Annotated in this window: 28 protein-coding genes and 1 pseudogene; 2 read left to right on the top strand and 27 right to left on the bottom strand. The window is 61.4% G+C overall.

Translation table 11 applies throughout. From position 1 onward, the window contains the following. Nucleotides 1-199: 199 nt before the first annotated feature. Nucleotides 200-2,692, top strand: a complete 2,493-nt coding sequence (locus tag DWY05_RS04775; RefSeq protein WP_117820815.1) for a U32 family peptidase — start codon at nucleotides 200-202, stop codon at nucleotides 2,690-2,692. A 15-nt stretch (nucleotides 2,693-2,707) separates the two neighbouring features. After that, entirely contained in the window at nucleotides 2,708-3,367 is a 660-nt protein-coding gene (locus tag DWY05_RS04770) for an RluA family pseudouridine synthase (protein ID WP_233503995.1), read from the top strand. A 59-nt stretch (nucleotides 3,368-3,426) separates the two neighbouring features. Here DWY05_RS04770 and DWY05_RS04765 read toward each other — a convergent pair whose 3' ends face one another. The 27 genes and pseudogenes from DWY05_RS04765 to DWY05_RS04635 all read right to left on the bottom strand — a co-directional run bounded on the left by DWY05_RS04765 (nucleotide 3,427) and on the right by DWY05_RS04635 (nucleotide 24,385). Further along, nucleotides 3,427-4,173 (bottom strand): DeoR/GlpR family DNA-binding transcription regulator, encoded by a 747-nt coding sequence (locus DWY05_RS04765; RefSeq protein WP_117820813.1) that lies wholly within the window; start codon nucleotides 4,171-4,173, stop codon nucleotides 3,427-3,429. Between the two features lie 3 nt (nucleotides 4,174-4,176). Then, the gene (locus DWY05_RS04760; protein WP_117820812.1) at nucleotides 4,177-5,256 is read right to left on the bottom strand and encodes a Gfo/Idh/MocA family protein; all 1,080 of its coding nucleotides are present in this window, start codon (nucleotides 5,254-5,256) and stop codon (nucleotides 4,177-4,179) included. 478 nt (nucleotides 5,257-5,734) lie between these two features. Next, complete coding sequence (rplX, locus tag DWY05_RS04755; protein ID WP_099432059.1) at nucleotides 5,735-6,040, bottom strand: 50S ribosomal protein L24; 306 nt, start codon at nucleotides 6,038-6,040, stop codon at nucleotides 5,735-5,737. Between the two features lie 13 nt (nucleotides 6,041-6,053). Further along, nucleotides 6,054-6,422: a 50S ribosomal protein L14 gene (gene rplN, locus DWY05_RS04750; protein WP_006235041.1), complete on the bottom strand. Its 369-nt coding sequence runs from the start codon at nucleotides 6,420-6,422 to the stop codon at nucleotides 6,054-6,056. A 118-nt stretch (nucleotides 6,423-6,540) separates the two neighbouring features. Continuing rightward, entirely contained in the window at nucleotides 6,541-6,801 is a 261-nt protein-coding gene (rpsQ, locus tag DWY05_RS04745) for a 30S ribosomal protein S17 (RefSeq protein ID WP_006235040.1), read from the bottom strand. 16 nt (nucleotides 6,802-6,817) lie between these two features. Then, nucleotides 6,818-7,033, bottom strand: a complete 216-nt coding sequence (gene rpmC, locus DWY05_RS04740) for a 50S ribosomal protein L29 (protein ID WP_006235039.1) — start codon at nucleotides 7,031-7,033, stop codon at nucleotides 6,818-6,820. Nucleotides 7,034-7,140: 107 nt separating this feature from the next. Further along, nucleotides 7,141-7,536: pseudogene (gene rplP, locus DWY05_RS04735) on the bottom strand (50S ribosomal protein L16); the annotation flags it as partial. After that, complete coding sequence (rpsC, locus tag DWY05_RS04730) at nucleotides 7,536-8,246, bottom strand: 30S ribosomal protein S3 (protein ID WP_006235037.1); 711 nt, start codon at nucleotides 8,244-8,246, stop codon at nucleotides 7,536-7,538. The pseudogene rplP and the gene rpsC, both read right to left, overlap by 1 nt. A gap of 6 nt (nucleotides 8,247-8,252) precedes the next feature. Further along, nucleotides 8,253-8,624, bottom strand: a complete 372-nt coding sequence (gene rplV, locus DWY05_RS04725) for a 50S ribosomal protein L22 (RefSeq protein WP_006235036.1) — start codon at nucleotides 8,622-8,624, stop codon at nucleotides 8,253-8,255. Between the two features lie 14 nt (nucleotides 8,625-8,638). After that, nucleotides 8,639-8,899, bottom strand: coding sequence for a 30S ribosomal protein S19 (rpsS, locus tag DWY05_RS04720; protein WP_006235035.1), 261 nt, complete (start codon nucleotides 8,897-8,899; stop codon nucleotides 8,639-8,641). Nucleotides 8,900-8,931: 32 nt separating this feature from the next. Beyond that, a complete protein-coding gene (gene rplB, locus DWY05_RS04715; RefSeq protein ID WP_022094198.1) occupies nucleotides 8,932-9,762 on the bottom strand; it encodes a 50S ribosomal protein L2 in 831 nt (276 codons plus the stop codon). A 179-nt stretch (nucleotides 9,763-9,941) separates the two neighbouring features. Continuing rightward, complete coding sequence (gene rplW / locus DWY05_RS04710; protein ID WP_022094197.1) at nucleotides 9,942-10,229, bottom strand: 50S ribosomal protein L23; 288 nt, start codon at nucleotides 10,227-10,229, stop codon at nucleotides 9,942-9,944. Beyond that, nucleotides 10,230-10,856 carry a 50S ribosomal protein L4 gene (gene rplD / locus DWY05_RS04705; protein WP_117820811.1) on the bottom strand — a complete coding sequence of 209 codons (627 nt, stop codon included), beginning with the start codon at nucleotides 10,854-10,856 and terminating at the stop codon, nucleotides 10,230-10,232. A 46-nt stretch (nucleotides 10,857-10,902) separates the two neighbouring features. Then, the gene (rplC, locus tag DWY05_RS04700) at nucleotides 10,903-11,523 is read right to left on the bottom strand and encodes a 50S ribosomal protein L3 (protein WP_035137484.1); all 621 of its coding nucleotides are present in this window, start codon (nucleotides 11,521-11,523) and stop codon (nucleotides 10,903-10,905) included. Nucleotides 11,524-11,981: 458 nt separating this feature from the next. Continuing rightward, nucleotides 11,982-12,608 (bottom strand): histidine phosphatase family protein, encoded by a 627-nt coding sequence (locus DWY05_RS04695; RefSeq protein WP_117820810.1) that lies wholly within the window; start codon nucleotides 12,606-12,608, stop codon nucleotides 11,982-11,984. Between the two features lie 39 nt (nucleotides 12,609-12,647). After that, nucleotides 12,648-13,802, bottom strand: coding sequence for a cation diffusion facilitator family transporter (locus DWY05_RS04690; RefSeq protein WP_117820809.1), 1,155 nt, complete (start codon nucleotides 13,800-13,802; stop codon nucleotides 12,648-12,650). A 151-nt stretch (nucleotides 13,803-13,953) separates the two neighbouring features. Then, nucleotides 13,954-15,168 carry a PTS fructose transporter subunit IIB gene (locus DWY05_RS04685; protein WP_147335204.1) on the bottom strand — a complete coding sequence of 405 codons (1,215 nt, stop codon included), beginning with the start codon at nucleotides 15,166-15,168 and terminating at the stop codon, nucleotides 13,954-13,956. Between the two features lie 40 nt (nucleotides 15,169-15,208). Beyond that, nucleotides 15,209-16,933 (bottom strand): acetyl-CoA carboxylase, carboxyltransferase subunit beta, encoded by a 1,725-nt coding sequence (gene accD, locus DWY05_RS04680; RefSeq protein WP_117820807.1) that lies wholly within the window; start codon nucleotides 16,931-16,933, stop codon nucleotides 15,209-15,211. Further along, nucleotides 16,920-18,263, bottom strand: coding sequence for an acetyl/propionyl/methylcrotonyl-CoA carboxylase subunit alpha (locus tag DWY05_RS04675; protein WP_117820806.1), 1,344 nt, complete (start codon nucleotides 18,261-18,263; stop codon nucleotides 16,920-16,922). Before DWY05_RS04675 ends, accD begins: the two co-directional genes overlap by 14 nt. A 10-nt stretch (nucleotides 18,264-18,273) precedes the next feature. Further along, the gene (gene fabZ / locus DWY05_RS04670) at nucleotides 18,274-18,696 is read right to left on the bottom strand and encodes a 3-hydroxyacyl-ACP dehydratase FabZ (protein ID WP_117820821.1); all 423 of its coding nucleotides are present in this window, start codon (nucleotides 18,694-18,696) and stop codon (nucleotides 18,274-18,276) included. Nucleotides 18,697-18,705: 9 nt separating this feature from the next. After that, a complete protein-coding gene (accB, locus tag DWY05_RS04665; protein WP_117765060.1) occupies nucleotides 18,706-19,182 on the bottom strand; it encodes an acetyl-CoA carboxylase biotin carboxyl carrier protein in 477 nt (158 codons plus the stop codon). 3 nt (nucleotides 19,183-19,185) lie between these two features. Continuing rightward, nucleotides 19,186-20,433: a beta-ketoacyl-ACP synthase II gene (gene fabF, locus DWY05_RS04660; protein WP_117820805.1), complete on the bottom strand. Its 1,248-nt coding sequence runs from the start codon at nucleotides 20,431-20,433 to the stop codon at nucleotides 19,186-19,188. Between the two features lie 39 nt (nucleotides 20,434-20,472). Beyond that, complete coding sequence (gene fabG, locus DWY05_RS04655) at nucleotides 20,473-21,246, bottom strand: 3-oxoacyl-[acyl-carrier-protein] reductase (RefSeq protein ID WP_117820804.1); 774 nt, start codon at nucleotides 21,244-21,246, stop codon at nucleotides 20,473-20,475. Between the two features lie 30 nt (nucleotides 21,247-21,276). Next, nucleotides 21,277-22,203 carry an ACP S-malonyltransferase gene (locus tag DWY05_RS04650; protein WP_117820803.1) on the bottom strand — a complete coding sequence of 309 codons (927 nt, stop codon included), beginning with the start codon at nucleotides 22,201-22,203 and terminating at the stop codon, nucleotides 21,277-21,279. Continuing rightward, complete coding sequence (gene fabK, locus DWY05_RS04645; protein WP_117820802.1) at nucleotides 22,191-23,135, bottom strand: enoyl-[acyl-carrier-protein] reductase FabK; 945 nt, start codon at nucleotides 23,133-23,135, stop codon at nucleotides 22,191-22,193. Before fabK ends, DWY05_RS04650 begins: the two co-directional genes overlap by 13 nt. A gap of 2 nt (nucleotides 23,136-23,137) precedes the next feature. Beyond that, a complete protein-coding gene (locus tag DWY05_RS04640) occupies nucleotides 23,138-23,374 on the bottom strand; it encodes an acyl carrier protein (protein WP_006235019.1) in 237 nt (78 codons plus the stop codon). 51 nt (nucleotides 23,375-23,425) lie between these two features. Continuing rightward, nucleotides 23,426-24,385: a 3-oxoacyl-ACP synthase III family protein gene (locus DWY05_RS04635; protein ID WP_117820801.1), complete on the bottom strand. Its 960-nt coding sequence runs from the start codon at nucleotides 24,383-24,385 to the stop codon at nucleotides 23,426-23,428. Between the last annotated feature and the right edge of the window lie 53 nt (nucleotides 24,386-24,438).

The raw sequence follows: 24,438 nt of genomic DNA, 5'->3' as shown, positions 1-24,438 counted from the left end.
GTGACCGGACGGTAAAGCTCAAACTGATCCGTTTCTCTCCGCCTCCAGCGGATCAGGTGATCCATAGGGGACGGAGGGAAACGGATCATTTTTACTGCAAGGGCTGCTGAAGACTTTATCGTGCTTGAGCCACAGGGCTCGTCCGCCGCAACAGCGCCACTATACTTTTGGAGTATCTGAGCATTTTGAAAGGCAGGATATGACCGCAACCGCCAGTCGAACCACCAACCGCAGACCCGAGCTCTTGGCCCCCGCCGGAGGCCCGGAGCCCTTTGCCGCCGCGCTCGCTGCCGGGGCAGACGCCATCTACTGCGGCATGGGCAGCTTCAACGCCCGCCGCAAGGCAACCAACTTTACCGACGAGGCCTTTGAGCAGGCCTGCCGCGCCGCACATCTAGCCGGGTCGCGCGTCTACGTCACGGTCAACATCGTCATCAAGCAGTCCGAGATGGGCGATGCGCTGCAACTCATCCATCGCTGCTCCACGCTGGGCGCCGATGCCTTCATTATCCAGGACTGGGGTCTGTTCTTTGAGGTCAAGCGCACCATGCCCGGCATCGAGACGCACATCTCGACCCAGGCGAACATCCACGACGACCGCGGAACCCTTTGGTGCCGTGAGCAGGGCGCCGACCGCGTGACTCTCTCGCGCGAGCTCTCCATCGACGAGATCGCCGCCATCCACGACGCCGCGCCCGATGTGGACCTTGAGGTCTTTAGCCATGGCGCCATCTGCTTTTGCTACTCGGGCCTGTGCCTGCTTTCGAGCTTTGCCATGGCGGGACGATCGGCCAACCGCGGCATGTGCGCCCAGCCCTGCCGCCTGCCCTACGAGCTGATCGACGAGAACGGCCGCTCGCTCTCCCCTGCCGGTCGCGAGCGCGCGCTGTGCCCGCGCGACACCAACACGTCGCAGCTTGTTCGCCGTCTGTATGACGCCGGCGCCGCATCGCTCAAGCTCGAGGGCCGCATGAAGGCTCCCGATTACGTGTACTCCATCGTCGATGTGTACCGTCACCAGATTGACGATATGCTGGCCGATGTTTCGGCCTCTAAGGATGAGGAAGCCGCCCGCCAACGCCAGCTCAAGCGCTGCTTTAACCGCGACTTTACGCACGCCTATCAGGACGGCACCTCGGGCGACGAGATGATGAGCTACGAGCGTTCCAACAACCGCGGCCAGATTGTGGGCACGGTGCTGGGCAGCCGCCTGGCCAACCGCGACGTGCGCGGGCTCAAGCCCGACGATCGCCGTCGCCGCGCCGCCATCGCCCGCATTGAATTGTTTGAGCCCGTGGGCAAGGGCGACCTGCTGGAGCTTCGCCACGATAACGAGTTTGACCAGTTCCTGACCACCATTGCCGCCGATGATGCCGCCGCGGGCGACATCATCGAGTGCCGCGTGCCCCGCAGCATGCCCGAGGGCTGCCGCGTCCGCGTGATTCGCAGTCAGCGTGCCATCGACGCCGCCGGCGCCGCGCTCAAGCGCGATGTGTTGCGCCGCCGAGCTGTTGATGTGTCCGTCGTGGCGCGCCTGGGCGAGCCGTTTACTGTCACACTCACCTGCTGTGACAACCCCGCGCTCACCGCCACCGCCACGGGCTTCACCGTCGAGGCCGCCAAGACCCGTGCCGTCGAGGCATCCGATCTGGTTGAGCACGTCGGGCGCATGGGCTCCTCTCCCTTTGAGGCCGCGAGCTTTGACGTGGCCCTCGACGCCGGCTGCGGTATGGGCTTTTCCGCCGTGCACAAGGTGCGCGCCGCCGCTTGTAAGGCGCTGGAAGAGGCCATTCTGGCACCGTACGAGGAGCGCGCGAAAACGCTCGAGATTCCGGTGCTCGACAAATGTACGCGCCCCATGCCCGAGCACTACCGCGACGAGCCGCAAATCTGCGCCACCGTCACCTCGCTCGAGGCCGCCGAGGCCGCTCGCGCCGAGGGTGTAACGCGCATCTACATGACCACCGACGCGCTCAATGCGGCCGAGCTCTCCCCCGCCGATGCATTTGAGCAGGGCATCGTACCCGTGCTCGACGAGGTCTGCCGCGCCGTTGACCACGTACGCGTCGACCCGTGGGTTGTTGCCGGCGCCACGGTCGCTATTGGCAACATCTCTGAGCTTGCCCTGACCGCCCAGGTTGGCGCCACGGCCGAGATTCGCTCTTGCCTGCCGGTGCACAACACGCCCTGCATGGAGGCGCTTGCCGAGCGCGGAGCCGGTGCGTTTTGGCTCTCGCCCGAGATCACACTCGACGAGATTGTCTCGCTCGGCGCCGCCGCGCCCGCGGCTCTGGGCATCACCGTCTTTGGCCGCCCGCGCGTCATGACAAGCGAGCATTGCATTCTGCAGGTTGCCAACGGCTGTATCCACGATTGTGCCAACTGCCGCCTGCGTGCCCGCAAGCTCTCGCTCAAGAATATCGACGGCAAGATCATGCCGGTGCGTACCGACATCCACGGCCGCTCACGCCTGTACGACGCCTACCCCATCGACCTCACGCCGCAGGTACCGCAGTTGCTCGACGCCGGCGTTCGTCGTCTTATGGTCGACGGAACCCTGCTCGAGGCCGATGAGATTGGCCGTGCCGTCGCTCGCGTCCGTCGCGCCGTCGAGGCGGCTCAAGCCGGCCGCAAGCCCGCCGCCCGCCTGCGCGGCGCCACCTCGGGCTGCATGTTTGTGGGAATTAGCTAACCGAAAGGCTTACACGTGAACGAAGAACCTCAAGTCCTCTACTGCGACGCCTGGCTCATGGCCATCGACAAGCCCGCTGGCATGATCGTCCACGGTGACGGCACCGGCGAGCGCACACTTACTGACTACGCTAGCGACCTTTTGTTGGCGATGGGCGACGGCTTTGCCGCGACTGACATGCAGCCGCTCAACCGCCTGGACCGCAACACCACCGGCGTGGTGTTGTTCTCGCTCGACAAGCAGACGCAGCCCGCTTTTGACCAGATGATCATCGACCACGCATTCGAAAAGCACTATCTGGCGCTCGCCGAGGGCAAGATCGACTGGAACGAAAAGCTCATCGACAAGCCCATCGCCCGCGACCGCCACGACAGCCGCAAGATGCGCGTCGGCGCCAGCGGCAAGCCGTCTCAGACGCGCGTCAAGGTACTCAAGCGTCTTAAGAGCCGCCGTGGCCTGCCCACGCGCTCGTATATTGATGTCGAGCTGCTCACCGGCCGCAAGCATCAGATTCGCGTGCACCTGGCGAGCGAGCGTCATCCCCTGGTTGGCGACGACCTGTACGGAACGCCGCGCCCCTGCGGCCTGATGCTCCACGCCCACAGCGTGTCCTTCACGCATCCCGTAACCGGCGAGCACATCCACATCGAAGCCCCCTGCCCCTGGGAGCCCTAAACCACCACAAAGGGGGCAGACACCTTTATGGTGGTTTTGCCTTGTTACCCGTTTGTTTGTTAGACCGTGACGACGTTGTCCATTGCCCGGTACTTGGCTGGGACCTCGCCTGCGGTAATAATCGTTGCGTCGCGGAAGTCCGCGAACTTGACGGGCGCCACCATGCCAAATTTGCTGGCGTCCGAGATTACGTAACGTTTGGCCGTGTGGCGCATCGAGACGCGCTTGACTTGGGCTTCCTCGATATCGGGCGCCGTGAAACCTTGCTCGGCGGCAATGCCGTTGGAACCCCAAAAGCCACAGTTGAAGTTGTAGCGGTCTAAGGTTGCCAAGGCATCGGGGCCAACGAGTGCCTCGGTCTCGGGTTTGAGCTCGCCGCCCAGCACCACGGTACGCATGCCGCGCAAAGCAAGGCGCTGAGCATGGAGCACGGAATCGGTCACATAGGTGACATCTTCAAGGTGTGGAAGATGCTCGATGAGCCTGAGCGTCGTCGATCCCGAGTCGATGTATACAAAGCTCTCAGGCTCCACCAGCGCCGCCGCACGGGCGCAGATACGCTCCTTGTCGTCGTTGTGCAGATCGCTGCGCTCATTGAGCGTCAGGTCGCGCGTCACGTGCGCACGCTCAAGGCTCGTCGCTCCACCGTGGACCTTGGCGATGCGGTGTGCGCGGTCGAGCGTCTGCAGGTCGCGCCGAATGGTAGACGCCGTCACACCCAGTGCCTCAGCAAGCTCTGGCACGGTAACCGAGCCAGCCTGCTGCACCATCGATACGATCGCGTTGAGCCTATCTTCCGCAAGCATCGCTTACTCCTCCTCGGGGTACACGACTCCCCAGTCGGCGCGAAGCTTGGTCATAAGCTCCATAACATCAGAAGCATAATCCAGCAGCTCGCGCTTGGAGTCGTCGCCGGCAACGGCCTTCTCAAGATCGGTCATCTCATAGCAAAGGGCGTAAGCCTCGGTGCCGGCGTTGACCTCCTCGCGGTGGCCATCCTCAGTCCACACGATGGTCGCGTGATCGGCGCGCGGATAATCGTTGACCTCGATATAGCACTTGTCGAAGCTGATGACCGAGCGCTTGGGTTGCTTGGAGTGGAGCGTGAGGCTCACCACGCCCAGCTGCTGTTCGGCATTACGGCAGACGATGCCGCCCGCAACGTCAACGCCGGTCTCGCAGGTGTTGCCCAGCGAGACAACCTCAGCGGGCTGACTTGCCATAAAGAGGCGCATGACGGACAGGGCATACACGCCAATGTCGAGCATGGCGCCACCGGCAAGGTTGCGGTTGTAGAAGCGATTGGTCAAATCACCGTACTCCTTGTAGCTGCCAAAGTTGAGTTGGGCGAGATTCATGCGGCCAAACTCGCCGGCATCCATGCGGCGGCGCAGCTCCTGATACAAGGGCATGTGGAGCACCGTAGTGGCGTCCATAAGGACCACGTTATGCTTGTCGGCAATGGCGCGGGCCTCGTCAAGCTCGGCGGAGTTGAGAGTAATGGCCTTCTCGCAGAGCACGTGCTTGCCAGCTGCCAGAGCGGCGCGCAGGTAGGTGATATGCGTGTTATGCGGGGTGGTGATATAGATCGCGTCGATGTTCGGATCGGCATAGAGATCCTCGACCGCGTCATAGACCTTCTCGATGCCATACTGCTCGGCAAAAGCCTGAGCCTTGGACAGCGTACGGTTGGCGACGCCAGCAAGCTTGCGGCCGGCAAGGGCGAGAGACTGGGCCATCTGGTTAGCGATAACACCGCAACCGATCACGGCCCAGCGGAGCTCGGGGGCCGTAAAAATATCGTTGGGGAACGGCTGATCCTGGACCGAGGCAAACGCCGCCTTAGCGGCTGCTTCGGCATCGAGCGGAGCCTGTTTGGAAACTGCCATTATGTGCCTCCTGAGTCATCGGAAGTCCTTCATTTCTGACAACCCTATATTCGCACAATTACGCGCGCAACTGCTCGTATTTGCGTGTTTATTTGCTTATCGGTCATTATTTAGCCATAGTTGGCAGATATTTGCGCGGCTATGCGCATTATCGCGCATAGCTATGCGCGTAAATGAGCATGCGACGATCCTTGTGAAACATAAAGGGGCGAAACACCAAAGCCCTAAAAGACAGAGCCAGCTGCATTACTTCACCCCTCTGGGGGGCACCAGACATCAAAGGACCGTCCCAAACTGCCGGCACATAGGGACTGTCCCCAACGACTGGTCATTTAAGTCTGTCCCCAATGAATGGTCCCCAATGAATGCCAAGCGACTTCCACTCATTTAAGTCTGTCCCCAATGAGTAGGGATAGAAAAAGGCCCGGGTGCCGTGGGGCATCCGGGCCTTTGCTAGCAACTTGATGTTGCGGGCAGCTTAGAACTTGTGGCCGCACTTCTTGCAGACGCGCAGCTTGTTCTTGCCGTCCTTCTCGTGACCGACGCGGGTAACCTTACCGCACTCGGGGCACACGAGATTGACGTTGGAGGCGTCGATGGGAGCCTCCTGCGAAACGATGCCGCCCTGCTGGTTGGCAGCGTTGGGCTTGACGGCCTTCTTGACGACCGAAACGCCCTCGACAACGACCTTGTTCTCTGCGGGGAGAGCACGCAGGATAACGCCCTGCTTGCCGCGATCCTTACCAGAGAGAACCTGGACCTTATCGCCCTTCTTGATATACATATATCTCCCCTAACTACAGGGTCTCGGGAGCGAGCGAGACGATCTTCATGTACTTCTTGTCACGAAGCTCGCGAGCGACAGGCCCGAAGATACGGGTGCCGACGGGCGAACCATCGTTGTTGATGACAACGCAAGCGTTCTCATCAAAGCGAATGTAGGAGCCATCCTTGCGGCGGATCTCCTTAACGGTGCGAACGACGACGCAACGGACAACGTCCTTCTTCTTGACGTTGGCGCCAGGGGTAGCCTCCTGGACAGCACCGATGAACACATCGCCGATGCCTGCATAACGACGCTTGGAACCGCCAAGCACCTTGATGCAGCGAATCTTGCGAGCGCCGGAGTTGTCGGCGACGTTCAGCATGGTTTGCATCTGAATCATGGTAGATGTTCCTCCGAACTAAGAACCGAAGAGAGGTGCGCAGCCTTTATACGGCCCGTGGTATGCAAGCCAGGCATACGCACATCTTCGGAAACGTACAAGTCGTAAGAGCGACTGCTTATTTAGCGCGCTCGACGACCTCGATGAGGCGCCAACGCTTCATCTTGGACATAGGACGGGTCTCCATAACGCGGACGGTATCGCCCACGCCAGCCGTGCACTCCTCGTCGTGAGCGTGCAGCTTCTTGGAGCTGGTCATCATCTTGCCGTACTTGGGGTGACGCTTGCGCTCGGTGATGGTGACAACAATGGTCTTGGCACCGGAGACGGAGGTAACGACACCCGTACGGACCTTACGCGAGTTACGCGAATCAGTCATGTTCTCTCCTTAGGTCCTACTCGGCGACAGCGGACTTCTCCGCTGCGATCTCGCGGGCGCGCTGCTCCGTGAGGACGCGAGCGATGTCCTTCTTCACGGTGTTGACGCGAGCGGTGTTGTCCAGCTGGCTGGTGGCCATCTGGAAACGAAGGTTAAAGAGCTCGGCGCGCATTTCCTTCAGCTTCTCAACGAGCTGAGCGTCCGAGAGCTCACGAATCTCTGCGGGCTTCATTAGTTCTCCTCCTTGGCGGCGGCGGCGTCCTCAGCAGCCCACTTGGCCTCGAGAGCGGCCTCCTCAGCCATCTCCTTCTCGATGCGCTGCTCAGCGTTCTTGGCAGCAACAATCTTGGTCTTGATGGGAAGCTTGTGCTGTGCAAGACGCAGAGCCTCGCGAGCGACCTCCTCGGGCACGCCCTTGACCTCGAACATGATGCGGCCGGGCTTGACGACGGCCACCCACTCCTCGGGGTTACCCTTACCAGAACCCATGCGAGTCTCGGCAGGCTTCTTGGTGATGGGCTTATCGGGGAAGATCGTGATGTAGACACGACCGCCACGCTTCATGTAGCGGGTCATGGCAATACGAGCGGCCTCGATCTGACGGTTGGTGATCCAATGGGCCTCGAGAGCCTGGATACCAAACTCGCCGAAATGCAGCTCGGTATTACCCTTGGCCTGGCCCTTCATGGAGCCACGCTGCACCTTGCGGTGAAGAATACGCTTAGGGGCAAGCACTACTGACCCCTCCTCTCGGAGTTACGACGACGAGGACGGGAAGAGCCCTCGAGTGCAGGGTTGGGAACAGGCTGGCCCGGGAGCTTCTCGCCCAGGTAGATCCAGACCTTCACGCCGCAAGCGCCCATGGTGGTGCTGGCGACAGCCGTGCCGTAGTCGATCTTGGCACGGAGGGTGTGCAGAGGCACGCGACCCTCACGGTACCACTCACGACGGCCCATCTCGGCACCGCCGAGACGACCGGAGCACTGGATACGGATGCCCTTAGCGCCGGCCTTACGGGCGGACTGGACAGCCTTGCGCATAGCGCGACGGAAGGCAACGCGGCCCTCGAGCTGCTCGGCGATAGACTGAGCAACGAGGTTGGCGTCGAGCTCAGGGCGCTTGATCTCGACAACGTCGACGGAGAGCTGGCCCTTGGAGACGCCAGCGACCTTCTCGAGCTCGGTGCGGAGGGTATCGATCTCGGCACCCTTCTTACCGATGACAACGCCGGGGCGAGCGGTGAGGATGATGACCTTCACCTTGTCGCCAGCGCGCTCAATCTCGACGCGGGAGACAGCTGCGCGGGAAAGACGCTTCTCGAGGTACTTGCGGATCTCGAGATCGTTACCGAGGGTCTTAGCGTAATCCTTCTCTGCGAACCAGCGGGAGCGCCAGTTCTCGGTGATGCCAAGACGGAAGCCGGTGGGGTAGACTTTCTGACCCATACAGCTTTACGCCTCCTTTCGAGGAGCAACGACGACGGTGATGTGGGAAGTACGCTTCAGAATGCGAGAAGCGGAACCCTTGGCGCGGGGACGGATGCGCTTAAGCGTCGGACCCTCGTCAACATAGGCAGCGGCGACAACCAGGTTGTCGGCACGCAGACCGTTGTTGTTCTCGGCGTTCGCAACGGCGGAACGGAGAACCTTCTCGACATCCACGGCGACGGCGCGGTCGCAGAAGTGGAGGATGTCGAAGGCCTGAGCGACAGGCTTGCGGCGGATCAGATCGACCACCAGGCGGGCCTTGCTGGGGGAAACACGCACGTACTTAGCGACGGCGCGAACCTCGGTGGCCTCAGTTTCAATAGACTTAGTTGCCATTTACGGTTAACCCCCTATTTGGCCTTGTGGCCACGGAACGTACGAGTCGGCGCGAACTCGCCGAGCTTGTGACCAACCATGGACTCGGTAACATACACGGGCACATGCTTGCGGCCGTCGTGGACGGCGATGGTGTGACCAACCATCTCGGGGAAGATGGTGGACGCGCGAGACCAGGTCTTCACGACGTCCTTCTTGCCAGCCTCGTTCATCGCGGTGATACGCGAGAGAAGGCGAGTCTCCACGAACGGGCCCTTTTTGAGACTTCTGCTCATAAGTGCTTTCTCCTAAAACTCGGTATCCGAAATTACTTCTTACGGCGACGAATGATGTGCTGGTTCGAGACCTTCTTCTTCTTGCGCGTACGAAGGCCCTTCGTCGGCTTACCCCAGGGGGTAACGGAGGGACGACCAGAGGTGTGGTTCTTGCCCTCGCCACCGCCGTGCGGGTGGTCGACAGGGTTCATGACGGTACCGCGGACGGTCGGGCGCACGTTCATGTGACGCTTACGGCCGGCCTTGCCGATGACGATGTTGGAGTGATCGGCGTTGCCGACCTCACCGACAGTGGCGCGGCAGGTAACGAGGATGCGGCGCATCTCGGAGGAAGGCATACGGACGATAGCGTACTTGCCCTCCTTACCCATCAGCTGGCAGGAGTTACCGGCGGAACGGGCGATAGCGGCGCCCTTGCCCGGCTGGAACTCGACGGCGTGGATGAGCGTACCGACGGGGATGTCGGCGAGGGGCAGAGCGTTGCCCGGCTTGATGTCGGCGTCAGAACCGGACATGATGGTCTGACCGACCTCGAGGCCCTTGGGGGCCAGGATGTAGCGCTTCTCACCGTCAGCGTAGTGCAGCAGAGCGATGCGAGCGGAACGGTTCGGATCGTACTCGATCGTGGCAACCTTGGCGGGCACGCCGTCCTTGTTGCGCTTGAAGTCGATCACGCGGTAACGACGCTTCACGCCGCCGCCCTGGTGGCGGGTGGTGATGCGGCCGTTGTTGTTACGACCGGCCTTCTTGGGCAGGGGCTCGAGAAGAGACTTCTCGGGCTTGGTGCAGGTGATCTCGGAGAAGTCGGAGATCGTCTGCCAACGCCTACCAGCGGAGGTCGGCTTAAGGTGCTTTACAGCCATTACAATCCCTTTCAATAGGAATCCGTTAGCCATCGCAGACAGGGATTCGAGGTTCTGCCTCGGGTGCGATGACACCGGACGTATACACGGTTCCGGGCGTGTCCATTTTATACGCCCAAAACCTTGAGCTCCCGCCTCCCCTATTTGGGAGGCATGAGCTCACTCAACAGCAGCGAGTCTTAGGCCTGGTTGCCAAAGACCTCGATGGTGTCGCCCTCGGCCAGCGTGACGATGGCCTTCTTCCAAGAACGGGTCTTGCCGGCGACATAGCGCACGCGCTTGGTCTTGGGCTTGACCGTCAGGGTGTTCACGCGAACGACCTTGACGCCGAAGATCTCCTCGACAGCGTCCTTGATCTGATACTTGTTAGCATCCTTGGCGACCTCGAACGTGTACTTGTTCAGCTCCATGCCGGAGAAGGAACGCTCGGACACGATCGGACGGATGATGATCTCGTGGGCGGTCATTTATGCAAGCACCTCCCCGAAGTGAGCGGCGATGTCGGCGGGCATCAGCACAGCGTTGTTGTTGACGAGATCGTAGGTGTTGGCCTCGTCGGCAGTGATGATGAACGTCTTGGGAATGTTGCGGAACGACAGGTAGGCGTTGACGTCCTCATCGCGAACGATGATGGTCAGACGCTTACCCTCAAGGCCGAGAGCCTTGAGCATGGCGACGGCAGCCTTGGTGGAAGGCTTCTCGAAGCCGTAGTCGTCGACGAGCACGAGCTCGCCATCGGCCAGCTTGGCGGACAGCGCGGAGCGCATAGCCAGCTTGACCTCCTTGTTGTTCATACGCTTAGCGTAGGAACGGGGCTTGGGGGCGAAGACAACGCCACCGTGACGCCACTGGGCAGCACGGATGGAACCCTGGCGGGCACGGCCGGTGCCCTTCTGACGCCAAGGCTTCTTGCCGCCACCGGAAACCTCAGAGCGACCCTTAGCAGACTGGGTGCCCTGACGCCAAGAGGCCATCTGGCACTTGACGATGTGGTGCATAACGTGGATGTTCGGCTCGATGCCGTACACCTCAGCGGCGAGCTCGGTCTCGGCGACCTTCTTGCCCTCGCTGTTCTTTACTTCAAACTTTGCCATTTAAGTGTTCTCCTTGGTATGACGCTGGGCTAAATGGGCTGGGCCCTTAGGCCATACGGATGGCGACGAGACCATTCTTGGCACCCGGGACAGCGCCCTTGACCAAGATGAGGTTCTGCTCGGCATCGATGCGGACAACGGAAAGGTTCTTGACGGTAACGCGCTCGTTACCCATGTGACCGGCCATCTTGACGCCCTTGAGGACGCGCGCAGGATAGGCGCACTGACCGATAGAACCGGGGTGACGCTGGAAGTGAGAACCATGCGTCATAGGACCGCGGCGCTGACCCCAGCGCTTGATGCGACCCTGGAAGCCCTTACCCTTGGAGGTACCGATGACGTCGACCTTCTCGACATCAGCGAAATCAGCGACGGTGACGACCTCGCCGACCTTGTGCTCCTCGCCGTTCTCGACGCGAACCTCACGAAGGAAGCGGACAGGCTCGACGCCAGCCTTGGCGAAGTGACCAGCCATGGGCTTGTTCACGTTCTTGGCCTTGATGTCGCCGAAACCGATCTGGACGGCGTCATAGCCGTCGGTTGCCTGAGTTTTAACCTGCGAGACAGCGCAGGGGCCAGCCTGGATGACCGTGACGGGAACGACGTTGTCGTCCTCGTCCCAAACCTGGGTCATGCCAATCTTGCGGCCGAGAATCATGCTGATCAAGATATGATCCCAACTCTCGCGTGGTCTTGGGACAATGCGTACACCACCGAGCGTACGCCCCTAGAGGACCACTACTTACACGACGTGCTCCCCAGTCTTGTATTGCGTCCGGACTACCTGACAACCCTATTAAGCAGGCATTTTGTCCAGCCAGAATACTCCCCTGGTTACACACAGCTGTTTAGTATACACGGCTGCGGGCGTATCCATCGAGATTCATATTTCACTCACATTGTTTACGCAGGTAAAGTGCGTGGCACGTTCCCAGTGTGCGGCGGAGGGGGCGGGCCTGAGACATATTAAGGTTGCTGCTCTACAGTCCTACTCACGACGGAGAGCACATTAAGTGCTCTCCTGTTCGTGCGGAACTCGCGACAACCTTAATATGTCTCAGGCCCGCCCCCTCCGCCGCACACTGTGAACGCCACGTTGATGTCTGCTAAACCTTGCTCGCTCAGCTAATTACTTTGTTGGGGGTCCACTATTTGCTGGAGAGTGAACTTGCATTGGAGCCTGTCGCTCTTTCCTTGCAAATCTTCCTCGTCAAAATCGAAGATCATGATGGCGCAGTTGGGGAGTTTTGCTGGGAGCTCAAAGTCCGCTGGGGCTGCAGCCTTGATGAATTGGCGGCTGGCGCTGCCGTGGCTTACTGCTAGGAGGGTCTCGATATCCTCGGCGCTTATGAGATTGGTGAGGGTGGCTACCATGCGTTCTTGCAACGCTTTGCTTCCCTCTCCTCCAAAGGGGACCAAATCCTCGCCCGGATCCCAGACGTCGGTGGGCAGGGCGTCGTGCGGGCCTTCTTCGAAGGAGCCGTAGCTGCGCTCGATGATGCCTTCGCAGGGCTCGACTGCGGCGTCCGGACCGAGGAGTTCGTATGCGACGAGACTTGCCGTGTTCATGGCTCGGCCTAAGGGTGATGAGACCACTTTGTCGGGAACAACGTTGTGGGCTTTGAGCCACGCGGCTGCCATCCCGGCTTGCTGACGGCCCAGGCCGGTCAACGGTGAATCGCAGCGGCCCTGGACCAGCTTTTTGACGTTGAACTCCGTCTGACCGTGGCGGAGTAGATACAGTTTCTTCATGCTCTCCCCTTCTGCATAACCTGCTTTGCCGGCACAGCCTTACTTGTGGGTATGTCCTACGTAGTCTTCGTCGATCGTAATCTTGGCAATCGACTTGGGATATTCCGATTCGACCCGTTGTGCCAGCGCGTGCTTTAAGTCTTCGGCACTCATCTGCAGATCCGAGGGGCGCACGCAGTCAAAGATCACGTTGGTGTGCGTAGGACCCGGCACACAACGTAGGTCATGAATCGAGAGGCGGCTATCGATCTCTTGAGCCATAGCGTTGATGCGCAAGCGCATGCTCGCCACCTTTGGATCGTCGGTCACGATGGGGTCGTAGTGAAGTGTGACAATCATGCCGTCTTCGTTCCTAAACGACTGCTCGATGTTATCGAGCGTGTCGTGACTTTCCAGCGGGCTTGCCTCGGCTGCCATCTCAGCATGAGCGCTTGCGAACTTCCTGCCCGGGCCGTAGTCGTGAACCATCAGATCGTGAACGCCCAAAACGCCGGGGTAGCTCATGATCTTGTCTCGAATGTGCGTGACCAGCTTAGGATCGGGCGTCTGGCCCAAAAGCGGGCTCACCGTATCCTGGATGAGTTCAAAGCCGCTCCAGCCAATATAGGCGCCAACGGCAAGGCCGACCCAAGCGTCGAGGTTGATGCCCGTCACCTGCGAAACAATTGCGCACGCTAGCACGGCGCCCGTGGCAAGGACATCGTTCTTGGAATCCTGCGCGGTCGCATGCAGCGTCTCGGACTCAATGCGGTCACCGAGCTTTTGGTTGAGGGCCGCCATCCAGAGCTTTACGACCATCGAAAGCGCCAGGACCGCCACCAGGGCAAGCGAGAACTCGACAGGTTCGGGGTGGATGATGCGCTCAAACGAGGATTTGATAAGCTCAAGGCCGATCAGCAGCACGAGTGCAGCCACGACCAGACCCGAGAGATACTCGTAGCGACCGTGGCCGTAAGGATGCTCGGGGTCGGCCGGCTTGCTCGCCAGCTTAAAGCCCAGCACGCTCACGATATTCGAGCTGGCATCGGACAGGTTGTTCATGGCATCCGCCACAATCGAAACCGATCCCGAAACCACACCAATTGCGCCCTTCGCAGCACAAAGCGCAACATTGGCGAGAATACACACCACGCCCGTCAACGTGCCCACGCGCGCACGGTCGCCCTGCGCACGCTTAACAATCCACTCGACCATCTACATCCGCCCCCACGGTACTACCTATATATCTATTGCTCAAACGGATTGTAGTGTAGCCACTTTATCCCCCAGATACAAAAAAGGCCGCAACCCACACGGGCCACGGCCTTGGAATGTGGCAAAGGAATCGTCCTTGTGTCGCACAGGTTTACACGCTTACTTCGGCCACGTTCTTCGAGGTTTCGGGCAAATCGGCTCCGTCTTCTGCCGCCTGCCCCTTCGCCGGCACCACGCCAAAGCAGTAGCTCAGCGCCGCAGACACCGCAAATGCCACACCGCCGGCAGCACAGCACCATAGCAGGTTCGAGATGCCGCCCGTGGCAAAACCAATGACCATGAGGACATTCGTCATACCGATGGTATAGGCCGTAACGTGGCCCACGGCTGCAACAAGGCCTCCGACGGCGCCGCCAATGGCCATGCACGTCAGGCACCCGCCATATTTAAAGCCGCAACCGTACAGCGCCGGCTCGCTTACGCCGCCAAGAACACCCGAGATTGAATAGCCCAGCATGAGCGCCTTCTCGTCCTTATCCGCAACGCGAAGCGACGCGCCAAAGGGCATGCCCCAAACGGCGAACGTTGCCATCGTCGCGGCGATCAGGATGCACGAATCCGTTCCCACACTCATAAACTGCGCATAGGCGAGCGATAGGACAACGTTGCTGATGCCCGCAATCTTAAGGAACTCCCAACCCGCGGCAAGCCCCATGAGCGTAAGCAGCGACACGATACCACCGGAATTGCCAAGCATAAACATAAGCTGTCCCAACAGCATGCCCAGATAGCTGCCCGCCGGCGCCGTAATGCACAGCGAAACCGGAACCATGACGAGCATGGTCGCAAACGGAACGAACGAAAACGCCACGGCCTTAGGGATAACGCGCTGAAAGAAACACTCCACTCGCCATAGCACGGGCACCGAGATGAGAATCGGAATAACAGTCGCCGTGTAATCGTTGACCGGCGCGGGAAGCAGGCCATACACGGAAGTCATCGATGCCCCCGTCGTCGATGCGGCATCGACGAGCTTAAGCAGATCGGGCGCAATCAATACGCCGCCCAGCATCATGCCCAGTTGTTCCGAGCAACCGAGCTGGCGGGCAGCCGCCCAACCAAGATAGATGGGCAAAAAGTAGTAGCCGGCGTTATAGAGCCAACTGTAGAACAGGCGATAGATTTCGGAATCGGCCGACCACAGGCCCAGCATGCCTTCGCCCATAATGACGGCGACGGTGCGGAACAACGCCGCGCAGACAATAAACGGCAGCGCCGACATCATGCTTTTGGACAGATAGTCCACCACGGCCATGGCGTTTGATGAAACCATCGTTGTAAACGAGGTGTTAGAAACTTGTGGCATGGAATGCCTTTCCCAATGTGACATGCGGACTGTCCCTTTGTCACATCGTGCGGTACTGACCGATTGCGCGGTACTTTTCGTAGCGGAGGTTTGTGAGGGTCGCGTCGTCGAGCCGCCCAAGCGTATCGAAGGCATCAAATGCCGAGGACATGACGGCACCGGCAATCTCCTCATGTGACAGGTCCCTATCGTCGACAATGCCGTCGATGATGCCGAGCGCCAACAGATCGGGGGCCGTGAGCTTAAGCGCCTCGGCGGCCTCATTCGCGCGCTCGGTATCCTTCCACAGGATCGACGCACAGGCCTCGGGGCTCACGACCGAATAGGCCGAGCTCGAGAGCATCAGGATGCGGTCGGCCACGGACAGCGCCAGCGCGCCACCAGAGCCGCCCTCGCCTGTCACCACCGAGACAATCGGCGTCTTAAGGCCGCTCATCTCCATGAGATTCTGGGCAATCGCCTCGCCCTGGCCGCGTTCCTCGGCACCGATGCCGCAAAACGCGCCCGAAGTATCGACCAGGCACAGAACCGGTCGGCCAAACTTTTCGGCCTGGCGCATAAGACGACGCGCTTTGCGGTAGCCCTCGGGATGTGCCATACCAAAGTTGCGACGCATGCGCTCTTTGGTCGTGGTGCCGCGTTCGATGGCGATGACCGTTACGGGGCGTCCGTCCTTCCAGCCAATGCCAGCCACCACAGCGGCGTCGTCGCCAAAGTAGCGGTCCCCGTGCAGCTCCACAAATCCATCCAGGCCCAGCGAGATCATCTCGCCTGCCGTGGCGCGATCTGCCGAGCGGGTCTGCTTGACAATCTCGAGCGCGGTTTTTGGTGCGGCCGAGCGCTTGAACAAGTGTCCCAACTTTTTGCCGCGGCGACCCGTATGCACGATCTCATGCGGTGCCCCCAGGCCGGGCGCGTGCCCTTCGTGCAGCGCCAGCAGCTCGCCTACCGTGAGCGCAATCTCGCCACGCGGAACAACGGCATCGCAAAAGCCGTGCTCCAGCAAAAACTCGGAGCGCTGGAATCCCTTGGGCAGGCGCTTGTGCATGTTCTGCTCGATCACGCGCGGGCCGGCAAATGCCGTCAGGGCATCGGGCTCGGCCAGGATAATGTCGCCCTCCATGGCAAAGCTCGCGGTCACGCCGCCAGTCGTGGGGTCGGTGAGCACCGTGGTATACAGGCCGCCCGCCTCGCTGTGGCGCCTAACCGCCGCAGAAATCTTGGCCATCTGCATAAGCGATGTCACGCCCTCTTGCATGCGCGCACCGCCCGAAACGGTAAAGCCGACAACTGGCAATCCCATCTCGGTCGCACGCTCAAATGTGCGACAGATCTTCTCGCCCACCACGGAACCCATCGAGCCCATCATAAAGTTGGCATCCATAAAGAAGAGAGCTGTATCGCAACCGCAGATTTTGCCCCTGCCGCACACAACGGCATCGCGCTCGCCCGAACGCTCGCTCACGCTCTTGAGTTTGTCGGCATAACCGGGAAACGAGAGGAAGTCCTCCGACGCCAGATTAGCATCCCATTCCTCAAACGTGCCCTCGTCGACCGTCATGCGCATGCGCGCGCGACCGCTCACGCGAAAGTGCTTGCCGCAACGAGGGCAGACCTCGAGGTTGTCGTGCAGGCGCGCCTCATCGATCACACGGCGGCACTCCGGGCACTTGATAAACACGTGGCGCGCAGGAAACTCGGCGCACGACTCGGTCATCGGCCCCTCGAGAACGTTGACCGTCTTCGCTTTTCTATTCATCAGCATAGAGATGCCCCATCAGATCGGTGTGGTACATGCCCGACAAGAACTCGTCGTTTGCCAGCACGTCGAGCTGAAGCTCGCTGTTTTCGCTCACGCCTTCAATCACGAGCTCGCCCAGGGCCGATCGCATCTTGCGAATGGCGCCGTCACGCGTGGGCGCACACACGATGAGCTTGCCAAGCATGGAGTCGTAGTACGGCGGAACTTTCGCACCGGTAAACATGGCGGAATCCCAGCGTACGCGCGGACCACCCGGCACACGCAACGCGGTGACCGTTCCACATGACGGCAGAAAGTCCGGCGTTTCGGCATTGATGCGGCACTCCATGGCGTGGTTGCGGACCGGCATGTCCTCCTGCTCAAAGGGCAGAGGCTGGCCGGCAGCCACGCGCAGCTGCCACTTGACCAAGTCGGTATCGGTCACAAACTCCGTAACCGGATGCTCCACCTGCAAGCGCGTGTTCATTTCCATAAAGTAGAAATTGCCGTCATCTGAGTACAGAAACTCAATGGTGCCGGCGCCCTCATAGCCAACGGCACGAGCCAGGTCGCGCGCGGCCTTGTGCATGCGCGCGCGAATATCATCGCGTCCGTCGAGGCACGGCGCGGGGCTCTCCTCGATTAGCTTTTGGTTGCGGCGCTGCACCGAGCACTCGCGTTCGCCGAGCGAAAACACATGGCCCTGCTTATCGGCCATAATCTGCACCTCGACATGGTGCGCGGGCGCGACGAACTTCTCCATGTAGCACTCGCCGTCGCCAAAGACGGCCTCGCCCTCGGCACGTGCCTCGATGAACGCCTTTGCCGCATCTTCCACGCGCTCGACCTTGCGAATACCGCGGCCGCCTCCACCCGCACGCGCTTTAATAAGCACGGGGCAGCCAATGCGCTCAGCCTCGGCCGTTGCCTCCTCGGGACTTTTGAGCAAATCGCAGCCCGGCACGATGGGCACGCCCGCCGCGGCGGCCGTTCGACGCGCGGCGTCCTTGTCGCCCATGCTGTCGATCACCTTGGCCGAAGGACCGACAAACGCCAGGCCATACTTGTCGCAGTCGCGCACGAAGCTCGCCTTCTCGGAAAAGAAACCGTAGCCAGGATGGATCGCCTTTGCCCCCGACTTCACGGCACAGGTGAGCACAGCATCGTCGTTGAGGTAGCTCTCGGCAAGACGCGGACCGCCGATGCAATATGCCTCGTCGGCAAGCTGCACGTGCAGCGCGTCCGCATCGGCCGTGGAATAAACGGCGACGGTCTTGATGCCCATATCGCGGCACGAGCGGATAACACGGACCGCGACTTCGCCGCGGTTGGCGATGAGCACTTTGTCGAACATGAAGCCTTCCTTAACTTTCGTGCATGAGTGCAAAAGACATATCGGCGCGGCAGCAAACCTCACCGTTGACGCTCGCGGTGCCCGTCGCAAAGCGGAACGGCCCGCGCGCACGCGTGATGGAGCACACCAGATCCACCGTGTCGCCCGGTCGCACCGGACGCTTAAAGCGCACCTTGTCCAGACTCGTATAGAACGGCGTCGCGCCGCGCGCCTCCTCATCGCCCATCAGCAGCACGCAACAGTTTTGGGCGAGCATCTCGCACTGAATCACGCCGGGGACCACCGGGTTTCCCGGAAAATGCCCCTGCAAAAAGTACTCGTCACCCGTAATCGTGATCTTGCCGTGGGCCTCGTCGCCCACCAGCTCGGCCTCGTCGAGCAAAAGCATCGGTTCGCGATGCGGCAACAGCTTCTTGAGCTCTTCTCTGTTCATGGACATCACCTATCCGATCCTCATAAGGCAACTGCCGAACTCCACGAGGTCGCCGTCGGCCACGCAGATCTCGAGTACCTCGCCGTCTGCCTCGGCCGTCACCTCGTTGAGAACCTTCATGGCCTCGATGATGCAGAGGGTCTCACCGGCCTTGACCTTGGAGCCCACGTGCACAAATGGCTCGTCGCCCGGCGCCGGGGCAGCATAGAAAACGCCGACCATGGGAGCGGTCACCTCGGTGCCCTTAGGCTCCGGTGCGGCGGCAGGCGCTTGCGCGGCGGGCTCCGGTGCGGCGGCAGGCATGGCGACAGGAGCCACCGCCGGAGCAGTCACGGCACCCGGCATAGGCATGGGCACGGCAACCGGCTGCGCGGCGCTCGCGCGCTCGAGTTCGACCGCGGTGCCATCGGGCTCCTCAACGCGTACGCGCGTGAGGCCGCGGTCCTCCATAACATCGGCTATCTCGGCAAGTCTTTTGGAATCCATGCTCTAGCTCCTCGTATATCTACGCAGCGCGATGGCGGCGTTGTGCCCGCCAAAGCCCAGGTTGGTCGAAAGCGCCCAGGTAAGGTCGGCGCGAACCGCGCGATTGGGCGTGTAGTCAAGATCGCAGGCGGGATCGGGCGTGTGGTAGTTAATGGTCGGCGGCACCACGCCCTGCTCGAGCGCCATGGCGCAGGCCATGACCTCGATGGCACCCGTGGCACCGATCATGTGACCGGTCATCGACTTAGTCGACGAAACGTGCGCGGCGCGCGCCGCGTCCTCGCCGAGCGCACGCTTAATGCCCGCCGTCTCGGACGAATCGTTGAGCTTGGTCGATGTGCCGTGGGCATTGATGTAGAGACCCTCGGAAGGCTTGACGTCGCCCTCGGTCACCGCCAGCGATATCGCGCGGGCAATGCCAGCAGCCTCGGGATCGGGGCTCGTGATGTGATAGGCATCATCGGTGTTGCCGTAGCCCACGACCTCGGCGTAAATGTGCGCACCGCGCGCCTGCGCATGCTCCATGCTCTCGAGTACCAGCACGCAGGCGCCCTCGCCCATCACAAAGCCATCGCGGTCTGCATCGAACGGGCGGCAAGCCGTCGCGGGATCAGGGTTGGTGGTCAATGCGCGGCAGGACGTAAAGCCCGCAACGGCATCGGGGATAATTGCGGCCTCGGCACCGCCGGCGAGAATCGCATCGGCATAGCCGTGCTTGATGGCGCGGAACGCCTCGCCCACCGCATGGGCCGAGGTTGCGCACGCGGTCACCACGGGCAGGGTCGGGCCCTTTGCCTTATGGCGAATCGCGATGTTGCCCGAAGCCATGTTGGGAATCATCATCGCGATCATGTAAGGCGATGCGCGACGAGGCCCCCGATCGGCGATCGTGTGGACGTTGTCGACGAGTGTCTGCATGCCGCCCACACCCGAGCCCACGTAGACGCCCAGGCGCTCTCGATCGATGGCGCCTTCGACATCAAAGCCCGCATCGTGCATGGCCTCGTCCGAAGCCGCCATCGCAAACTGAACGCAGGGGTCCAGATGCTTTGCATCACGCTTGCCAAAGTACTCGTTGCCGTCAAAGCCCTTGACCTCGGCCGCCACCTTGACGGCAAACGCATCGGTATCGAAGTGCGTGATCGGGCCGATGCCGCACGTGCCGGCGCACATGGCCGCCCAGGTGGCAAGCGCCGTGTTGCCGAGCGGCGATACGGCACCGATGCCGGTGATTGCAACTCTCTGTTCCATCATGGTCTCCTCATCCAAGCCGTTCTTCGACCCTGGTTTCTACATCGCCATTCCGCCGTCGACGCGTACGACCTCGCCCGTAATGTAGGCAGCCGCATCGCTCGCCAAAAAGCGCACCACGCCGGCCACTTCCTCGGGGCGCGCCATGCGCTTTAGGGGAATCTGCTCCTCGGCTGCCGCGCGAACCTTCTCCGAGAGCTTTGCCGTCATATCCGTCTCGACAAACCCGGGGGCGACCGCATTGACTCGTACGCCGCGGGGCGCAAGCTCGCGCGCCACCGCCTTGGTCAGGCCGATGACGCCTGCCTTGGAGGCAGCGTAGTTGGCTTGCCCGGCATTGCCCATCAGGCCCACGACCGAGCTCATGTTGATGACGCAACCGCCACGCTGGCGCATAAAGGTCTTGGTGAGCGCGCGCGTCGTGTTAAACGTTCCTTTAAGATTGACATCGAGCACACGGTCGAAGGCATCGTCGCCCATACGCATGAGCAGGCCGTCGCGCGTGATGCCGGCGTTGTTGACGAGCGCCCAAATGGAGCCAAAGTCGTTGAGGACCGCTTCCACGCACGCGTTGACGGCAGCGGGGTCGGCCACGTCGCATTGATACGCGCATGCCGCGGCGCCAGCCGCCTCGCAGGCTTCGCACGTCTCGCGCGCCGCATCGACGCTGCCGGCATAGACGACGGCGATATCAAAGCCGTCCTCCGCCAGACCGACAGCGCAGGCGCGGCCGATACCACGCGAGCCGCCCGTGACCAGTGCCACGCGACGTGAGTCGTTGCGCTCGAGCGTGCCGTTGTTCAAATTGCCCATGTCATTCCTTTCGGGTTACAGCCCTATGGACTATGCGAGCTCGTCGGCAATAGCTGCGACCTGCTCGGCCGTTTCGCACGAATACACGCGAACGTCGCTCAGCGTACGCTTGACCAGGCCCGACAGCGTTTTGCCAGGTCCGACCTCAATAAACGTATCGATGCCCTGATCCTGCAGAGCGTGCAGCGTGTCGACCCAGTGCACGGCATGGCTCACCTGGTTGGCCAAGACATCCGATGCCGCTCGCGGGTCCGTCGGATAGGGCGCCGCCGTCATGTTTGACATGACCGGAATTAGCAACGGAGACGGCGCGTAGCCGTCTTGGATATACGTCGCCAGCCCCTCAGTCGCCTCTGCCATATAGGGGCTATGAAATGCACCCGACACCGCGACTTTCATAGCGCGGCCGCCGGCCTCTTTTACTAGGACGTCGAGCTCCTGCAGCGCCTCGGGCGCTCCGGCCACAACCGTCTGCTGCGGACTGTTGTAGTTGACTGGCCAGCAGTCCTCGCCGGCCTGTTTTGCCAGGCCCTCGACTTGCACCGCATCGAGCTTGATGACGGCGCGCATGCCGCCCGGATGGCGCTCGGCAGCCGCGGCCATCAGCGCCGCGCGCTCGCACACGAGCTCAAAGCCCGCTCGCGTATCGAACGCCCCCGCAAAGGTGAGCGCGGCGACCTCGCCCAGCGAAAATCCCGCACAGGCGGCAGGCACCACGCTGCGCTCACGCAGGGCGGCAGCCGCTGCCAGGTCATGAACGAACACGCAGGGCTGCGTGTTCACGGTCTGCGACAGCTCCTCCTTGGAGGCGCTCCGGCACTGCTCACTGGTCCCCGGGCGCACCTCATCGGCGATTGCAAACACCTCAGCAGCCGCCGGCGATACTTCGATGAGGTCGACGCCCATCGCAGGATGCTGGGCACCCTGGCCGGCAAACAGAAACGCTACGCTACCCATGCGGACGCACCCTTCAGGACGCGCTCGGCACCATCGACCAGGTCGTCAACGATTTCGCGTGCGCTCTGGCGCTCGTTGACCATGCCGGCAATCTGTCCACACAAAAACGAACCCTCTTCGTAGTTGCCGTCCTTGGCGGCCTTACGCAGCGCACCGGTTCCCATAGCACCGAGCTCCTCGGCACTCGCACCGGAACCCTCGCTCTTGGCATAGGCGTTGGTGAAGGGGCTCTTGAGGGCGCGCACCGGATGTCCCGTCGAGCGACCGGTCGCACGCGTCGAGGTGTCTCCCGCCTTGAGCACCAGCTCTTTGTATTGCTCGGAGACGTTACACTCATCGGCAACGAGAAAACGCGTGCCCACTTGGACGCCAGCGGCGCCAAGCATAAAGGCGGCCGCCACCCCGCGGCCATCCGCGATACCGCCAGCGGCCACGACGGGAATGTCGACCGCATCGACGACCTGCGGCACCAGTGCCATCGTCGAGGTCTCGCCAATATGGCCGCCCGATTCGGTGCCCTCGGCAACAACCGCCGTGGCTCCACGACGCGCCACGAGGCGCGCCAGCGCCACCGAGGCAACGACCGGGATGACCTTGATGCCCGCCTCGTTCCACGCCTTCATGTACTTGGCGGGATTGCCGGCGCCCGTCACGACGACCGGTACTCGCTCGTCAATCACGACCTGCGCGACCTCGTCGGCAAACGGGCTCATGAGCATGACGTTGACGCCAAAGGGCTTATCCGTCCTGGCGCGCAGCTCGTGAATCTGGTCGCGCAGCCAGTTGGCGTCGGCGTTCATGGCCGCGATAATCCCTAAGCCGCCTGCCTCGGATACGGCCGATGCCAGCGACGCATCGGCAATCCAGGCCATACCGCCCTGGAACACGGGCTTCTCGATGCCGAGCAGATCGCAGAGAGGAGTCTTGAGCATCTCTACTTCTCCAATGCCGCCTCAACCGTATCGGCGAACTCGCCGACCGTCTTGGGGTTCTCCTCGGTATCGAGCTGGATGCCAAACTCGTCCTCGACGGCGACGAGAATCTCGACGGTGCCCAGGCTGTCGAGGCCAATCTCCTCGAGCGTGGACTCGGGCTTCATCTCAACGTCGTCAAGGCCGGCGGTCTCGCGGATAACGTCGCAAACGCGCTCGAAGGTCTTCTGATCTGCCATGGTAGTTCTCCTTTGGTTGTGCCCTAGGGCGTTTTTATTTCCTATGTGCGACTACTTCCAACGAAGCAGATAGCCACCTATATCCAGACCGGCGCCAAATCCAACCAAGGCGATGGTGTCGCCCGTGTGAAGTGCACCGGCGTTTGCCAGCCGGTCAAGCGCAAAGGGAATGCAGGCGCTCGAAATGTTGCCGGTCTCGCGCAGCGTTCGAACCACGCGCTCGTCTGGAACGCCGAGGCGCTTGACCGCCTGACTCAGGATTCGTTCGTTAGCCTGATGGAATACAAAATGGTCGATGTCTTCGACCGAAATGCCCGCATCGCTCGCAAGCTTATGGACCGTGTCGCAGATGGCGTTGACGCCGAACTTGAACACGCGGCGGCCATTCATGGACAGCACGCTCGCGCTATCTGCGGAAGCCTTAAACGGCGAGGTGCCGACCAGACCGGGAACGCACAACGTCTCGACGTCGGGCGCCGTCGAAAGCTCAACGGCAAGGGGACTGTCTCCCCCAGCCTCAATCACTGCGGCGCCTGCCCCATCGCCAAAGAGCACGCAGGTGGCACGGTCGGTCCAATCGAGCGCGCGCGTCATCTGCTCGGCGGCAACGACCAGCACGCGCTCGGCGCGACCGCGGGCGATATAGCCCTCGGCGACATCGAGCGCAAATACGAAGCCGGCGCAGGCCGCCGAGACATCGAAGGCGGGGCATGTCGCGCCTAGTCGCTCAGCAACGGCACACGCCTCAGCGGGAACAAGGTGGTCACCCGTCGTCGTCGAGCAGACGATCAGATCCAGCTGGCTCGCGTCGATTCCGGACACCTGGAGTGCCCGCTCGCTCGCCGCTACGGCAAGGTCGTCAAGTGACTCGGTGGTGCAGACGTGGCGGCTCTTGATACCTGTGCGGGTAAAAATCCACTCATCCGAGGTATCGAGGAGCTCGGACAGCTCGTCATTGGAAACACTGCGCTCGGGAAGCGCCGAGCCTGTTCCAAGAATCGTGAAGCCCATCACTAACCTCCTTTGAGTTGTTGACGTGTTTACATCGACCAAGAGAGGATAGC

Origin of the sequence: Collinsella sp. AF23-4AC, assembly GCF_003462685.1 — a bacterium.
Taxonomy (GTDB): Bacteria; Actinomycetota; Coriobacteriia; order Coriobacteriales; family Coriobacteriaceae; genus Collinsella.
Note: the sequence above shows the minus strand (reverse complement) of the source record. Positions and strands in the feature narration are given on the sequence as shown.

Bases quoted from the DNA above. Each gene is read 5' to 3' on its own strand.
- DWY05_RS04650 (WP_117820803.1), bottom strand. From the start codon at position 22,203: ATGGGTAGCGTAGCGTTTCTGTTTGCCGGCCAGGGTGCCCAGCATCCT.
- DWY05_RS04690 (WP_117820809.1), bottom strand. From the start codon at position 13,802: ATGGTCGAGTGGATTGTTAAGCGTGCGCAGGGCGACCGTGCGCGCGTG.
- rplD (WP_117820811.1), bottom strand. From the start codon at position 10,856: ATGGCAAAGTTTGAAGTAAAGAACAGCGAGGGCAAGAAGGTCGCCGAG.
- DWY05_RS04775 (WP_117820815.1), top strand. From the start codon at position 200: ATGACCGCAACCGCCAGTCGAACCACCAACCGCAGACCCGAGCTCTTG.
- DWY05_RS04765 (WP_117820813.1), bottom strand. From the start codon at position 4,173: ATGCTTGCGGAAGATAGGCTCAACGCGATCGTATCGATGGTGCAGCAG.
- fabZ (WP_117820821.1), bottom strand. From the start codon at position 18,696: ATGAACAGAGAAGAGCTCAAGAAGCTGTTGCCGCATCGCGAACCGATG.
- rplB (WP_022094198.1), bottom strand. From the start codon at position 9,762: ATGGCTGTAAAGCACCTTAAGCCGACCTCCGCTGGTAGGCGTTGGCAG.
- rplX (WP_099432059.1), bottom strand. From the start codon at position 6,040: ATGTATATCAAGAAGGGCGATAAGGTCCAGGTTCTCTCTGGTAAGGAT.
- rpmC (WP_006235039.1), bottom strand. From the start codon at position 7,033: ATGAAGCCCGCAGAGATTCGTGAGCTCTCGGACGCTCAGCTCGTTGAG.
- accB (WP_117765060.1), bottom strand. From the start codon at position 19,182: ATGGATTCCAAAAGACTTGCCGAGATAGCCGATGTTATGGAGGACCGC.
- DWY05_RS04695 (WP_117820810.1), bottom strand. From the start codon at position 12,608: ATGAAGAAACTGTATCTACTCCGCCACGGTCAGACGGAGTTCAACGTC.
- rplN (WP_006235041.1), bottom strand. From the start codon at position 6,422: ATGATTCAGATGCAAACCATGCTGAACGTCGCCGACAACTCCGGCGCT.
- fabK (WP_117820802.1), bottom strand. From the start codon at position 23,135: ATGCTCAAGACTCCTCTCTGCGATCTGCTCGGCATCGAGAAGCCCGTG.
- DWY05_RS04675 (WP_117820806.1), bottom strand. From the start codon at position 18,263: ATGTTCGACAAAGTGCTCATCGCCAACCGCGGCGAAGTCGCGGTCCGT.
- rpsQ (WP_006235040.1), bottom strand. From the start codon at position 6,801: ATGACTGATTCGCGTAACTCGCGTAAGGTCCGTACGGGTGTCGTTACC.
- rplV (WP_006235036.1), bottom strand. From the start codon at position 8,624: ATGGCAACTAAGTCTATTGAAACTGAGGCCACCGAGGTTCGCGCCGTC.
- fabG (WP_117820804.1), bottom strand. From the start codon at position 21,246: ATGGGCAATTTGAACAACGGCACGCTCGAGCGCAACGACTCACGTCGC.
- DWY05_RS04760 (WP_117820812.1), bottom strand. From the start codon at position 5,256: ATGGCAGTTTCCAAACAGGCTCCGCTCGATGCCGAAGCAGCCGCTAAG.
- rpsC (WP_006235037.1), bottom strand. From the start codon at position 8,246: ATGGGTCAGAAAGTCTACCCCACCGGCTTCCGTCTTGGCATCACCGAG.
- DWY05_RS04635 (WP_117820801.1), bottom strand. From the start codon at position 24,385: ATGGGCTTCACGATTCTTGGAACAGGCTCGGCGCTTCCCGAGCGCAGT.
- accD (WP_117820807.1), bottom strand. From the start codon at position 16,933: ATGCTGATGAATAGAAAAGCGAAGACGGTCAACGTTCTCGAGGGGCCG.
- DWY05_RS04685 (WP_147335204.1), bottom strand. From the start codon at position 15,168: ATGCCACAAGTTTCTAACACCTCGTTTACAACGATGGTTTCATCAAAC.
- rplW (WP_022094197.1), bottom strand. From the start codon at position 10,229: ATGACCGCCCACGAGATCATCATCCGTCCGATCGTGTCCGAGCGTTCC.
- rpsS (WP_006235035.1), bottom strand. From the start codon at position 8,899: ATGAGCAGAAGTCTCAAAAAGGGCCCGTTCGTGGAGACTCGCCTTCTC.
- fabF (WP_117820805.1), bottom strand. From the start codon at position 20,433: ATGGAACAGAGAGTTGCAATCACCGGCATCGGTGCCGTATCGCCGCTC.
- DWY05_RS04640 (WP_006235019.1), bottom strand. From the start codon at position 23,374: ATGGCAGATCAGAAGACCTTCGAGCGCGTTTGCGACGTTATCCGCGAG.